Source organism: Corynebacterium sp. 212_CJEI, from assembly GCF_001055915.1.
GTDB classification, from domain to species: Bacteria; Actinomycetota; Actinomycetes; order Mycobacteriales; family Mycobacteriaceae; genus Corynebacterium; species Corynebacterium jeikeium_D.
Map to the genome: position 1 here is coordinate 18389 of NZ_JVPT01000046.1, position 11276 is coordinate 29664.

Here is an 11276-nt window from a genome sequence, read left to right on the forward strand (position 1 = left end):
AGAGAATTTACATGCGTCCTTGGAAGCGCAAGCGATCCCTTCTCGGCGGTGGCGTCAAGTACGTCACGGCTTTTGAAGGCACGGAGCGGGATTTGCTGCTGAATCTGGCTGCTACTGTGGCGGACTCGCTGATGGAGCGAGCCCGGTCGGCACCGAAGAATGAGCTCGCGGAAATGACGGGAATGCCTGTCGGACACTCCGAGGCCCCATCCGATCCGAAGCTTGCGCGCCTGTTGCCGGACTTCACCAAGCCGGGTGAGGAGAGCGTGGAGGGGGAAAACGCCCTCATGCGCCAGCTGCATGAATCGGAGATTGTAGAGAGCAAGCTCCATTCCCTGCGTGCGATTATCGACGCCCTGGAGCCCGCCGAGTCGGGGCAGGTATCCATTTCCGAAAGTGATGCCCATGCCTGGGTGGCGGGTATCAATGACCTACGTATTTACCTGCATGTTTCCATGGAGAACCTCAATGGCTCCATCGAACAGATTGAGCAGACCGACGCGATGTACCAGTGGCTGTCCTACAACCAAGAGTCACTGTTGGACCAGCTCATGGGTGAGTAGCGAATCCGAGCAAAACCCCGAAAAGATGCAGTAATCAACTGAGGTTAGCTGCCATGAACTGTGGTGAAAGGTGCCGTGGTCGACAATGAATTCTGAGATCTTCGCAATCAGCCCCACCGACATTCGACACCAAGCCAGCAGTGCTGCGCTGGGCGCGAGCATCGACATCGGCGCAGGCTGTCTCGACTCCATCGACGGCATCTCTATCGGCCATGCTTCTGAGGGGGATACCGGAGTCACCGTCATCGCCGCTCCAGGCGGTGCTGTCGGCGCTGTCGATGTCCGCGGCGGCGGTCCGGGCACCCGCGAGACCGACCTGCTCGCACCGGAGAATACCGTCGAACGCGCCCACGCTGTCGTTTTGGCTGGCGGCTCCGCGTACGGCCTCGCAGCTGCCGACGGAGTTATGCGCGAACTGCGCGACCGCGGCATTGGCTTTGAGGTCACCCCAACTCGTCCGGATATCCTCGTGCCCATCGTTCCCGGTGCTGTCATCTTCGACTTGCTGTTGGGGGAGCCGACGCTGCCCACCGCTGAACTAGGGCGCGAGGCGTTGTCGCACGCGCTTGACGACGTCCCGGAGGACACTCCCTCCGGGACAGTAGGTGCCGGTGTCGGTGCTATGGCCGGGGCAATCAAGGGTGGTTTTGGACAAGCCCGTGTGACCTCCGCCGATGGTAAGTACTTTGTGGCTGCCGCAATGGTGGTGAACTCCTTTGGTGCGGTCATTGACCCGGAGGGACACCTTTACGGAATGCCCGCGGCTGCCGGTGCCAGCAAGGAGGCATTGGCCCGGCTGGACCAGGTTTTCGTCGGTAGAACCAAAATTCTCGCCGATGCGGCTGGCGACGGGGAGTCGTCGGCAAACACGCGAAACACAACGATTGGCACGTTGATAACCAATGCGCCGGTGACAACTGCGCAGTTGAAGCGGTTGGCGATGTGCGGTCATGACGGGTTGGCGCGAGCGATTCGGCCGGCTCATGCGCCGATGGACGGTGACACGCTGTTTGCCCTCAGCTCGGCCGAGGCGGCGGATAGCGGAAACGCTGAACCCGTGGGCTCGGATGTGGTGGCCCTGTTGGCTGCGATGGCGGCCGATGCGGTGCAGATGGCTATTGTCGATGCCGTGATGAGTGCAACGGGACGCGCGGAAGTAGCCGCGCTGTCAGAGATGCTGGACAAGTAGTGAAGGAAGTTCGCCAATGAATCCGCAATGGAGCTCGGGACAACAGCAGAATTACCAGAACTATGCGCAGTACCCGATGGGCGGTCCCGTGCAGACGCGGCGGAATAATCAGATTGTTCCACAGGATCGCGACGGCGGGCTCGGGGCGGCCATCAGTACGGCTATTGGGTACCTGGCACTTATCTGGACGGTCTTTCTTGTCAACGAATTCATCTTTGGTGGGGCGCTGAACAACTTCGGTGTGCGCCCACGCGAAACCTCGACGCTGTGGGGAATTTTGACCGCACCGCTGCTGCACGCAGATTACGGGCACATTGTGGCGAACTCTCTGCCCGGGGCGTTGTTCGCCGGTTTGATTGCAATGTCGTCGAAGCGGCTATTTTGGCAGGTCACACTCTTGATTACGGTCGTTGGTGGCGGTCTGACCTGGCTGGTCGGCGGTGTAAATACCGTCCACATCGGTGCGTCCGGCCTGATTTACGGCTGGCTGGCGTTTTTGGTCGTACGCGGTTTCGTGAATCGTCGGGTGATGCAGATTATTTTGGGCGTGATTCTGGCATCGATGTATTCGGGTCTTATCTGGGGAGTGCTGCCAACACAGATGGCTGTTAGTTGGCAGATGCACCTCTTCGGTGGGCTTGCGGGCATCTGGGCTGCGGTGATGTTTAAGCGCGGTCGTGCACGTGGCTAAGAGTGCACGTCGCTAAGAGCCCGAGGTACGTGGCATCAGCTCCTGACGAAATCGGCCTAGAATAGGAGCTTCGGTGTTTGACCAACGATATGAGGAGTCCAGATAGCGGTGGGAGCAGGAGCAGAAACTCAGGCAGTCAATCAGCTGAGAGCGCAGGATAGCGGCTTCCCCGACCGAACAGCGCCGATTGGCATCTTTGACTCCGGCGTCGGTGGGCTGACAGTGGCACGTGCCATCATGGATCAGCTGCCGCACGAGTCGATTATGTACATCGGCGATACTGCCAACGGCCCTTACGGCCCGTTGCGCATCGCCGAGGTTCGTCAGCACGCGGAAGCGATTGCCGATGAACTGGTTGCACGCGGCTGCAAGATGATTGTCATTGCCTGCAACACGGCTTCGGCCGCATTTTTGCGTGATGCCCGCGAGCGCTACCCAGTCCCAGTAGTCGAGGTCATTCTGCCCGCTGTGCGCCGTGCGGTCTCGACTACCAGGAATGGAAAAGTCGGCGTAATCGGTACCGCCGCCACGATTCGCTCCCGTGCCTACCAAGATCTCTTTGATGCAGTGCCTGGCGTGGATGTCTCTGCGGTCGACTGCCCGCGATTCGTGGACTTTGTCGAGCGAGGAATCACCTCTGGTCGCCAGATTCTGGGACTTGCGGAGGGCTACCTCGCGCCATTGCAGGCCGATGGTGTAGACACCCTCGTTCTGGGCTGCACCCATTATCCGCTGCTGTCTGGTGTGATTCAGCTGGCTATGGGGGAGGACGTCGCCCTAGTGTCGTCGGCGGAGGAGACGTCGAAGGATGTTCTGCGCATCCTCACAAAGACCGACATGCTCGCTGACCCGGAGAGTAATCCGAACCCTGTGCGCACATTCGAATCCACTGGAGATCCGCAAGTTTTTGCATCCCTGGCAAAGCGCTTCCTTGGGCCGGGTATTAGCCAGGTCACTATGCATTCCCAAATGTGACCTTTCTTATTAAATCCAGACACTCCATTGGTTTTTTGCTCGTTTTTGATCAATTACATGGCAAGCTTGAAGTATGCGATTGAAGGTTCTGGGATGTACAGGCAGCATGGGTGGCCCATCGGCGCCAGCATCTGGCTACCTCATTGAGCTGGATAACGGTCGAACCTTTGTCATTGATTTGGGTCCCGGTGTCCTCGCTGAATTGCAGAAGATCTCTGATCCTGCAGCTTGTGATTTGTTACTAACTCATGTGCACCCAGACCACACTGCAGACATTCCAGGGCTGCTCGTCTGGCGTCGCTTCCACCCGACAGCCCCGGCGAGTTCCCGGAATCTCCTGGTTGGCCCCGGAGACATTCACGACCGGATAGGCACCATGTGCAAAGCACTGGGAAGTGAAGAAGATGCCAACCTGGAAGACACTTTTGACCAGGTTGTGAGTAACCCAGGTGAGCCACTGTTAGTCGGTGGGGGGCGAAGCGGACGGAGGCGCCGTCGTCACGCCGTATAACATGGTCCACCCGGTGCCAGCTGTTGGATATCGCATTGAAGCAGATGGTCTGACCATTGCGTACACCGGAGATACTGCGTGGACCGATGAACTGGTGGAGCTGGCGCGGGATGCGGATATCTTCATTTGTGAAGCCACATGGTGCAGCAACGAAGAGGGCACCCCACCGGATATGCACCTGACGGGCTACGAGGCCGGAAAGGCAGCGACGCTGGCGGGGGTTAAGAAGTTGGTGCTGACTCACATTCCGCCATACGCCGACGGTGAAGAAGCACTACGTGCTGCGAAGAGTACCTTTGCCGGTGACGTTGAATTGGCCTACCTGGGCATGGAGCTAGGCGGCTAGTCTCAGCGACTATCGGGTTTCCGTACAGCTGTCGCACCGCTTTCGCGCCGGGCGGTAGGGTAGTTGGCATGACTACAGCTAATTCCGATTTTCGCCGTGCCGATGGACGCGCGGTTGATGAAATGCGCAAGGTGACCATCACTCGTGGCTTCACCGACAATCCGGCCGGTTCTGTGCTGGTTACTTTCGGTAATACGCGTGTAATGTGCACCGCTTCCGTCGAACAGTCGGTGCCACGATTCAAGCGTGACTCCGGCGAGGGCTGGTTGACCGCTGAGTACTCCATGCTGCCGGCCTCTACCCACGAGCGCATGCCCCGCGAGTCAATGCGCGGCAAGGTCAAGGGTCGCACTCACGAGATTTCCCGTCTGATCGGTCGCTCCTTGCGAGCTGCTATCGACTTGAAGGAACTCGGTGAGAACACCATCAACATCGACTGTGATGTTCTGCAGGCGGATGGTGGTACTCGAACCGCTTCCATCACCGGTGCGTACGTCGCGCTGGCTGATGCCCTGACCTACCTGCATGCAGTGGGCGCTGTTCCGGGCACCCCGCTGAAGGCACCAGTCGCAGCTGTTTCGGTTGGCATTATTGACGGCCGTGTCTGTCTAGATCTGCCTTACGAGGAGGACTCCCGCGCTGAGGTCGACCTCAACGTGGTGATGACCGCAGAGGGCAAGTTCGTCGAAATCCAGGGCACTGGCGAGGAAGGCACCTTCGACCGCGATCAGCTGAATGACATGCTCGACTCGGCGGAAAAGGGCCTGCGTGAGCTCGTTGCCCTGCAGCAGGAAGTTCTGCGTGCGCCGTACCCGGGTGAGCTGCCGTGAAGCTCCTCGTCGCTACCCGAAATTCTAAAAAACTAGTCGAGCTCGACCGCATCCTGCGTGCGGCGGGTATTGATTCGGTGGAACTTCTTTCGCTTAGCGACGTCCCGGAGTACCCAGAGCGCCCCGAAACCGGTCGCACTTTTGCGGACAACGCCTACATCAAGGCTTTCGATGGTGCGAAACACACCGGCTACGCGTGTTTGGCAGACGATTCGGGGCTCAGCGTCGATGAGCTAAACGGCATGCCGGGTGTGCTCTCGGCGCGCTGGTCGGGCACTCACGGCGACGATGTCGCTAACTACGAGCTGCTGCTCGCCCAGATGGGGGACTGCCCAGATGAGCGTCGTACGGCGTCCTTCCGTACCGCCTGCGCGTTGGTCGTCCCCGGTGCCAAGGAGGTGCCGTCCGCGCTTGCCGACGGCGGTTTCCCAGCGGTCCTCGATGAAGCCGGTAATCTGCTGCTGGTTGTAGAGGGCCGCTGGCCTGGCGCCATTCTGCGCGAGCCTGTTGGGGACAATGGGTTCGGCTACGATCCGGTGTTCGCGCCCGCAGTTGGGGAGGGCAACGAAGCTGAGGGGGCCTTGTCTGCGGCACAAATGAGCGCCGAAGACAAGGACGCTTTTAGCCACAGGGGGCGTGCACTGCGTGCCTTGACTCCGGCGCTGAAAATTCTGGCTGAGGTTGAGGCTAAGGGGTAGCCCTGGGGCGAGCCCTCGGGCTGCCGAGAGCCCGCTACTTCAGCTGGAAAGCGGTCTCGACTTCCTCACGACGCTTCTTCTCGACGAAGAAGGAGAGGAACGGGACCACGCCACCGAGCGCGGTGATAATCCACTTTGCTGGTTCCCAGCGGGCCTTGGTACCCAGGTTTACGGTGGCAATGAGGAATGCCATGTAGCCGAAGCCGTGAATCTGGGCGGTGTAGAAGAACCACCGCGGCGCGTCGGCGGAGTTGTCGAGGATGAGGTACTTGTAAATCATCTCGGCACACAGCAAGAGCAGCATCACACCCGTGAAGTAGGCGGTGACGGAGAAGTACGTCAGTGCCTTCCTTACGCGCTCTTGACGATCTGGATTGATGTTGGTCACTAAAAGTCCTTTTCTCGAATAAGCAGTTATCGCCTAGGCGTTGGTGCCAGAATCCGTCGATTGTGTCTCATCCACACGCTGCACCTTTCGCGAGCCATCTGGGTTGGTCGGCAGGAATTCGTCTGGAATTTCCGTCATGACATCGTCTTTAGCCTCAAATGCGGCCTCGCTATTGCCGCTCAGGCGTTCGCGTTCGTACTCCATGTATTTGCGGTAGGCCCAAATAAAGAACAGGCCGAAAGCTGGCCACTGCAGTGCGTAGCCCAGGTTTTGGAATGAGCTGGTTGTGTTCCACCTGCTGAGCTGCCAGTAGGCGAGTGCAAGAGTGGCGCCGACTGCAAGAGCCAAGAAGATTAGTTGCACCACGCGGGTACGAGTGGGAATCTTCGCTGGCTTGTCAGTGGTATTGGAATGCTGTGAAGTGGACACATAACCACCATAGCTAGTCCGTGACCTGCCAAGCTAGCGCGCTCGCTGGATAGGCAGGGGATGGGACATTAGGAAATCTGCGGCAAACCCGTTAAAGTGTGTACAGTCCAAATGAGCTGTGAAAGTTCGTTGTGCCTGTAGGTGGCTAATAGGTAGTCCATGCTTACGGGGACTGTACGTAACTGTCACGGATTCGCGACGGGCGCCTGTGGCGGAATTGGCAGACGCGCTGGATTTAGGTTCCAGTGCCTTAGGGCGTGGGAGTTCAAGTCTCCCCAGGCGCACATATATGTACCTCGTGACTATGCAGGTCACGGGGTGTTTTACTTTTCCGGGTGGCTCTCCACTACAACCTCACTGCAACCCGAGTTCAAAATTTCGCCCATTTTCGCCCCGATTGCGCCCAATCCCGAGTCAAAGAGGTGCGAGTACGTATCGAGCGTAATCGACGGCTTAGCGTGACCCAGCTGCCGCTGCACTTGCAACACGTTCGCCCCCGCCGAGATAAGTAGCGAAGCGGCAGTGTGGCGGAGGTCATGGCGACCTAGCCCCTTGGGAAAGGTATCGTCTTCGGCTACGCACCGCGCCACTGCCTCGCTCCACCACGAGTGGGAGGTAGCAGGCATAGGGAGAGGTGTGTACGCGTCACCACGTAGAGCGTGCCACACCAACTCGGTAGGGTGACGGTCTGTGACCAGCGGTCGCAATGCCTCCACAACTTGCGGGGGCATTGACACCGTGCGGGTCTCGCCTGTCTTGGTGGTCGAGCCGACGGTGACCCTGCCGGTCTCGCTGCGGGTCACAGTGCGGCGAATGACGGCTGTGCCGGTTGCCAAGTCCACGTCGCCGACTGTGAGCGCGGTAGCTTCGCCGTATCGGCAGCCGGTTCCCACAAGGAACAACACCAGGGAGGAGTAACCCACCTTGTCGTCGTAACGGCTACGCTGCAACTCCTCGGTGAACGAGGCAATTTGCCGGGGTGTGAGGATATTCTGCTGTTTGGCGCGGGAGCTACGTCCGCGCCACCGTAGACCCCGTGCGGGGTTAGAGTCGATAGCCCCCGCCTCTCGCGCATATTCGAGCAGATTGCCGAGGATACCGACTATATCTTTCGCTGACCCCTCTGTGAGGTCGTCGAGGAGGCGGTCACGCCACATGACCACTTGCGGGGTGGTGATGGAGCTGCACAGCCGAGTACCCCACTCCGGCTCAATACGCTGCTTCCAGAACCGGAGGTACTTCCGACGAGTTTCCCCCGAGGTGGACAGGTCAGCCTCCCACTGGGAATAAAAATCGGCGACGGTCGCGCGGGGGATAGCTGAACCCGTGAGCCTGGCTTTGGCTTTCGGTAGCTCGTGGTCTCGCCAGGCGCGGGCCTCCGCCAACGTGTCGAAAGGGTGGGGGCCGTATTGCGTCGCTCCGGCGGCCTTATAAATCACGAGGTATCTAGCCTCGCGGGGCTTGTCCTTGGGTACCCATATGTAGATGTTGCGGTCTACACGTGTCCTGCCGGGTGGGTAGCGCTTTGCCATGTGTGACCTCCTGGGCGTGAGGTAAAAAGTGGCGATTTTACCAGGTGTTGACACTTGTCAACAATACTGGGACGTTAAGGGTCACTGAAAACCTGCCCCCGGTAGAGGGTGTGCTCACTAAGATTGGTGCAAGATTTACCTAAGCATTTATCAGGATTGCCACTTCCTGTGGCAGTGACCTGCGGGAACGGTGATTTTCCGTGAAGCAGGGTGCCCGGAGGTACTTAGGGTCATACCCATGACAAAACGCAATGACAAAACAACTGGTTTACACGAGCGGTTACTCACTCCCGAGCAGGCAGCCGCGCACCTCCATCTCAACCCGCGGACACTGGCGAACTGGCGCAGTCGCAGGCAAGGGCCGCCGTATATTCGCTGCGGGCGAATGTGCCTCTACGACCCTGCCGACCTGGACTCGTGGCTGTCGAGGCAGCGGGTCGGCACTGTTGCCTAGCCGCACGCCCGCAGCCAGGAGGCGCTAGACGGGTGAGAAATGCTAAACGCCCTACCTATGGACAGGTAGGGCGTTTGCTCTATATTTTGCAGGAGTTTACTTGTCGCGCGACTCGCTACCGTCGTCCGGCATTTTGTCGAGTGCAGAATCGACGATGAGTTTGATGGTCTCCATCTCACCCTTGTACTTCACGAAACCGAGCAGTTCCTTGACTACTTCTTGAGGAGCGCGCTCAATCTGGGCGAGGGCAGCTTCTGGGTCATTCTTGATAAGTTCTACAAATGTCATGCCTCAAAAATAAACGGCCACAGTGTGGCTGTCTAGGCCTAACGGAAAAAGCTTTGGCCGGGCCAAGTTATCCACAGGCACGCAGCCAGGCAGCCGTCTCCACGCACGCGGCAGCGTGCACTCCGGCCAGGGTGCCAGTGGGCACGCCGAGTAGCGACTCGGCCTCGGCGGTGGAGATACCGCGGGCGGCTGCATGGATACCGGACACGGGCGCGGTGCCAGCGAGAATGGAGCGAAGCTGCTGCAAATTTGCCATGAGGAGTCTCCCCGCCCCGGGCGCGGGGGAGGGGGAGTGCGCCCGGGGCATGTTTGAATATAAAGCTACATCTGCCAGGCCGCGTGTCGAGGGCACCCGGTGCTAGCGAAACGGCCCCCTGCGCCGTCCTCTGGCGTAGGGGGCCTAGCCCAGGGCCGACCGCAAGGGGCGACCTGGTACATAGCTTACAGGTTCGCACGGGCGTACGAAAGGGGCGGGCGCTAGTCCGGGGTGCCGGTTACTGTTACCCCGTAACCCGCCCAGGACACCTAGGAGAATGACCGTGATTGACCTCGACCGTGCAGTCTGCAACAACAAAACCCTGATGATAACTTTCCCCGAGGCCGTATTTTGCTACGACGACCGCGAGACATACACGCAGGCGGTACTCAAGCTAAATATGCTGCTATTCGGCTTCGCCTCGGGTATCAGCGACGCTGTGCCGCAAATGACGCTCGAAGAGTTAGAGGCGTATCTGCCAGCTCCGCAGCAGCTAGTGACGCTCTAAGCTCCGCAGCCCCGGCCAACCGGCTGGGGCTTTTCTCATGCTGCCAGTCGCTCCATGGCCGGGCGCTCGTGGCCGTTGAAATCGACTGAAAGCCAGTTGTCCCCCTGAGGGGTATGACTGAAAACCCCGGTCACGATGACCGGGGTTGGGACTGCACGGTCATCGTGACCGGGCAGCTGGGCAACTGTCTGATTTTTGACCACGGTTGGCGCGACAGGCGGGAACTATGTCGCTGGGCGACACGGTTGGCAGGTATGGCCCTCACGCCCACGGCTGGCGCGGGCAGCAAGAAACATTGTCATCTTGACAATGGTTGGCTTTTCTCATGCCGCCAGCCGCCGTCCACACCAACCATGGTCAAAATGTGGACAGTTGTGCCCCTGAGAGGGACGACTGAAAACCCCGGTCATCTTGACCGGGGTTGGGCCTGCACGGCCACCATGACCGTGCAGGGGTGGTCATGGTGACCACCCCTGCCAACCAACTATGAGCATAAGGCCCATAGTCGCCCGGGGGCTTTCTCATGCCGCCAGCCGCCGCAGCGCGGCTACAGTAGCCGCCTCCTGCTCCGTAGCCGGGCGCTCGTAACCGTTCAGCAGCGCGGCGAGGCGGTAGGTGGCTTGCGGGTCACTGGCACCGGCGACAGGCCGCCCGACGCGGCTAACGGTTCCCTCGGCTAGGTCTGCGACGTACATTTTTAGGTCTCCCTGGGCATAGAAAACAGGTGTCAAAACTTGCCTCCAATTCTACTATTAGTGCAGGTAAAATAGGGCGTATGACACAGGAAATCGCAATCAATATCGAAACCACCCGGCACGCCGCAGAGGAGACCCGCGCCATTGCCGCCGACCTCCGCCAGTTGGCCGACGACACGGTGGCCGAAATGCTGGCAGCAGTGCGCGCAGACTTTTCCCAGGCCTCCGTGGACGGCGGAGTCTCCCCGATGTTTGCCGAGCCGCTGGCCGCCGCCGAGGCTGCCTTAGAGAGGTGGCGCGTCGGGCACTATGCCTACGCTGACAGTCTCGACCGGGCCGCAGCAGGACTGGACGCGACTGCAAACGGCGCGGAGGCGGCAGAGACGGACGCGGTAGCCGCCGCCGGGCGCGTGGAGCCGGGCGCGGTGACCAGCAGCAGCGGGCCTGACTACACTCATCTCGTCGAGAGCGCTGTCAGGGAGCCTGACCGGGGGCCTGACCTGACGCACCTGGTGGAGGGTGCCGTCCGGGAGCCTGCACCCGTGGACTACACGGCGGAGGCAGAGAGTGCCGTCCGCGGGCCACTCGCGCCTGGCGACGACATTCCGCACGAGTGGAGAAACGACGAGGCGCTGGCCGCTCACGCCCGACGCGGGGTGGACACTTCCGAGGCGGGCAGCCGCGTCGGGCCGACCATCGACGGCGACGGCGAGAGGGTGGAAAAGACGCGTCGGGCGGTGTCCTGGACGCAGGACGCTTTCGCAGTGCCGCTACACACTGACTAGACCCAGCCCGCGCTATCTGGCGCGGGGCACGCTTAGGGGACAAGGAAATCGCTGGTCAGCCGGGTGGTAGGGGAGTGAAGCGGGTAGCACGGGGGAGGGTGGGAAGAAGCCGCGCCGCGTGGACAGCGGAGAGGGGCG

The 11276-nt window shown here is 60.1% G+C and carries 17 protein-coding genes and 1 tRNA gene; 12 read left to right on the forward strand and 6 right to left on the reverse strand.

The genetic code is table 11. From position 1 onward, the window contains the following. The first annotated feature begins 11 nt into the window (after positions 1-11). The 8 genes from ADB02_RS04300 to ADB02_RS04330 all read left to right on the forward strand — a co-directional run bounded on the left by ADB02_RS04300 (position 12) and on the right by ADB02_RS04330 (position 5803). Complete coding sequence (locus ADB02_RS04300) at positions 12-563, forward strand: DUF2017 domain-containing protein (protein WP_049189745.1); 552 nt, start codon at positions 12-14, stop codon at positions 561-563. A gap of 85 nt (positions 564-648) precedes the next feature. After that, positions 649-1752, forward strand: coding sequence for a P1 family peptidase (locus tag ADB02_RS04305; protein WP_049172868.1), 1104 nt, complete (start codon positions 649-651; stop codon positions 1750-1752). A 16-nt stretch (positions 1753-1768) separates the two neighbouring features. After that, positions 1769-2443, forward strand: coding sequence for a rhomboid family intramembrane serine protease (locus ADB02_RS04310; protein ID WP_016422263.1), 675 nt, complete (start codon positions 1769-1771; stop codon positions 2441-2443). 108 nt (positions 2444-2551) lie between these two features. Then, positions 2552-3418 (forward strand): glutamate racemase, encoded by an 867-nt coding sequence (gene murI, locus ADB02_RS04315; RefSeq protein WP_370545756.1) that lies wholly within the window; start codon positions 2552-2554, stop codon positions 3416-3418. Between the two features lie 73 nt (positions 3419-3491). Then, positions 3492-3929: an MBL fold metallo-hydrolase gene (locus tag ADB02_RS11620; RefSeq protein ID WP_193388749.1), complete on the forward strand. Its 438-nt coding sequence runs from the start codon at positions 3492-3494 to the stop codon at positions 3927-3929. Positions 3930-3942: 13 nt separating this feature from the next. Continuing rightward, positions 3943-4275 carry an MBL fold metallo-hydrolase gene (locus tag ADB02_RS11625; protein WP_193388750.1) on the forward strand — a complete coding sequence of 111 codons (333 nt, stop codon included), beginning with the start codon at positions 3943-3945 and terminating at the stop codon, positions 4273-4275. 68 nt (positions 4276-4343) lie between these two features. Continuing rightward, a complete protein-coding gene (gene rph / locus ADB02_RS04325; protein ID WP_016422266.1) occupies positions 4344-5105 on the forward strand; it encodes a ribonuclease PH in 762 nt (253 codons plus the stop codon). Next, on the forward strand, positions 5102-5803 hold the full coding sequence (locus tag ADB02_RS04330) for a non-canonical purine NTP pyrophosphatase (RefSeq protein ID WP_049172870.1): 702 nt from the start codon (positions 5102-5104) through the stop codon (positions 5801-5803). Before rph ends, ADB02_RS04330 begins: the two co-directional genes overlap by 4 nt. Positions 5804-5837: 34 nt before the next feature. Here the strand turns inward: ADB02_RS04330 and ADB02_RS04335 are convergent, their stop codons facing one another. Both ADB02_RS04335 and ADB02_RS04340 read right to left on the reverse strand, forming a co-directional pair. Beyond that, positions 5838-6191, reverse strand: a complete 354-nt coding sequence (locus ADB02_RS04335) for a DUF3817 domain-containing protein (RefSeq protein ID WP_005511118.1) — start codon at positions 6189-6191, stop codon at positions 5838-5840. 33 nt (positions 6192-6224) lie between these two features. Further along, complete coding sequence (locus tag ADB02_RS04340; protein WP_016422268.1) at positions 6225-6620, reverse strand: hypothetical protein; 396 nt, start codon at positions 6618-6620, stop codon at positions 6225-6227. A 202-nt stretch (positions 6621-6822) separates the two neighbouring features. Here ADB02_RS04340 and ADB02_RS04345 point away from each other — a divergent pair. Further along, positions 6823-6904 (forward strand) — tRNA-Leu (locus ADB02_RS04345). Positions 6905-6943: 39 nt separating this feature from the next. Here ADB02_RS04345 and ADB02_RS04350 read toward each other — a convergent pair. Further along, positions 6944-8152 (reverse strand): tyrosine-type recombinase/integrase, encoded by a 1209-nt coding sequence (locus tag ADB02_RS04350; RefSeq protein WP_049189746.1) that lies wholly within the window; start codon positions 8150-8152, stop codon positions 6944-6946. 238 nt (positions 8153-8390) lie between these two features. Here ADB02_RS04350 and ADB02_RS11250 point away from each other — a divergent pair, with 238 nt between their 5' ends. Next, on the forward strand, positions 8391-8606 hold the full coding sequence (locus ADB02_RS11250; RefSeq protein ID WP_080969570.1) for a helix-turn-helix domain-containing protein: 216 nt from the start codon (positions 8391-8393) through the stop codon (positions 8604-8606). Between the two features lie 96 nt (positions 8607-8702). Here ADB02_RS11250 and ADB02_RS04355 read toward each other — a convergent pair whose 3' ends face one another. Both ADB02_RS04355 and ADB02_RS04360 read right to left on the reverse strand, forming a co-directional pair. After that, on the reverse strand, positions 8703-8894 hold the full coding sequence (locus tag ADB02_RS04355; RefSeq protein WP_049189747.1) for a hypothetical protein: 192 nt from the start codon (positions 8892-8894) through the stop codon (positions 8703-8705). A 67-nt stretch (positions 8895-8961) separates the two neighbouring features. Next, positions 8962-9150, reverse strand: a complete 189-nt coding sequence (locus tag ADB02_RS04360) for a hypothetical protein (protein WP_049189748.1) — start codon at positions 9148-9150, stop codon at positions 8962-8964. Positions 9151-9433: 283 nt separating this feature from the next. Between ADB02_RS04360 and ADB02_RS04365 the strand changes: the two genes are divergently transcribed. Continuing rightward, on the forward strand, positions 9434-9658 hold the full coding sequence (locus ADB02_RS04365) for a hypothetical protein (protein ID WP_152682026.1): 225 nt from the start codon (positions 9434-9436) through the stop codon (positions 9656-9658). Between the two features lie 521 nt (positions 9659-10179). Here the strand turns inward: ADB02_RS04365 and ADB02_RS11545 are convergent. Further along, positions 10180-10353 carry a hypothetical protein gene (locus ADB02_RS11545; RefSeq protein ID WP_160310021.1) on the reverse strand — a complete coding sequence of 58 codons (174 nt, stop codon included), beginning with the start codon at positions 10351-10353 and terminating at the stop codon, positions 10180-10182. An 80-nt stretch (positions 10354-10433) separates the two neighbouring features. Between ADB02_RS11545 and ADB02_RS04370 the strand changes: the two genes are divergently transcribed. Then, entirely contained in the window at positions 10434-11138 is a 705-nt protein-coding gene (locus ADB02_RS04370; RefSeq protein WP_049189750.1) for a hypothetical protein, read from the forward strand. Positions 11139-11276: the final 138 nt, after the last annotated feature.

Bases quoted from the DNA above. Each gene is read 5' to 3' on its own strand.
- ADB02_RS04300 (WP_049189745.1), top strand. From the start codon at position 12: ATGCGTCCTTGGAAGCGCAAGCGATCCCTTCTCGGCGGTGGCGTCAAG.
- ADB02_RS04305 (WP_049172868.1), top strand. From the start codon at position 649: ATGAATTCTGAGATCTTCGCAATCAGCCCCACCGACATTCGACACCAA.
- ADB02_RS04310 (WP_016422263.1), top strand. From the start codon at position 1,769: ATGAATCCGCAATGGAGCTCGGGACAACAGCAGAATTACCAGAACTAT.
- ADB02_RS11620 (WP_193388749.1), top strand. From the start codon at position 3,492: ATGCGATTGAAGGTTCTGGGATGTACAGGCAGCATGGGTGGCCCATCG.
- rph (WP_016422266.1), top strand. From the start codon at position 4,344: ATGACTACAGCTAATTCCGATTTTCGCCGTGCCGATGGACGCGCGGTT.
- ADB02_RS04350 (WP_049189746.1), bottom strand. From the start codon at position 8,152: ATGGCAAAGCGCTACCCACCCGGCAGGACACGTGTAGACCGCAACATC.
- ADB02_RS11250 (WP_080969570.1), top strand. From the start codon at position 8,391: ATGACAAAACGCAATGACAAAACAACTGGTTTACACGAGCGGTTACTC.
- ADB02_RS04355 (WP_049189747.1), bottom strand. From the start codon at position 8,894: ATGACATTTGTAGAACTTATCAAGAATGACCCAGAAGCTGCCCTCGCC.
- ADB02_RS04360 (WP_049189748.1), bottom strand. From the start codon at position 9,150: ATGGCAAATTTGCAGCAGCTTCGCTCCATTCTCGCTGGCACCGCGCCC.
- ADB02_RS11545 (WP_160310021.1), bottom strand. From the start codon at position 10,353: ATGTACGTCGCAGACCTAGCCGAGGGAACCGTTAGCCGCGTCGGGCGG.
- ADB02_RS04370 (WP_049189750.1), top strand. From the start codon at position 10,434: ATGACACAGGAAATCGCAATCAATATCGAAACCACCCGGCACGCCGCA.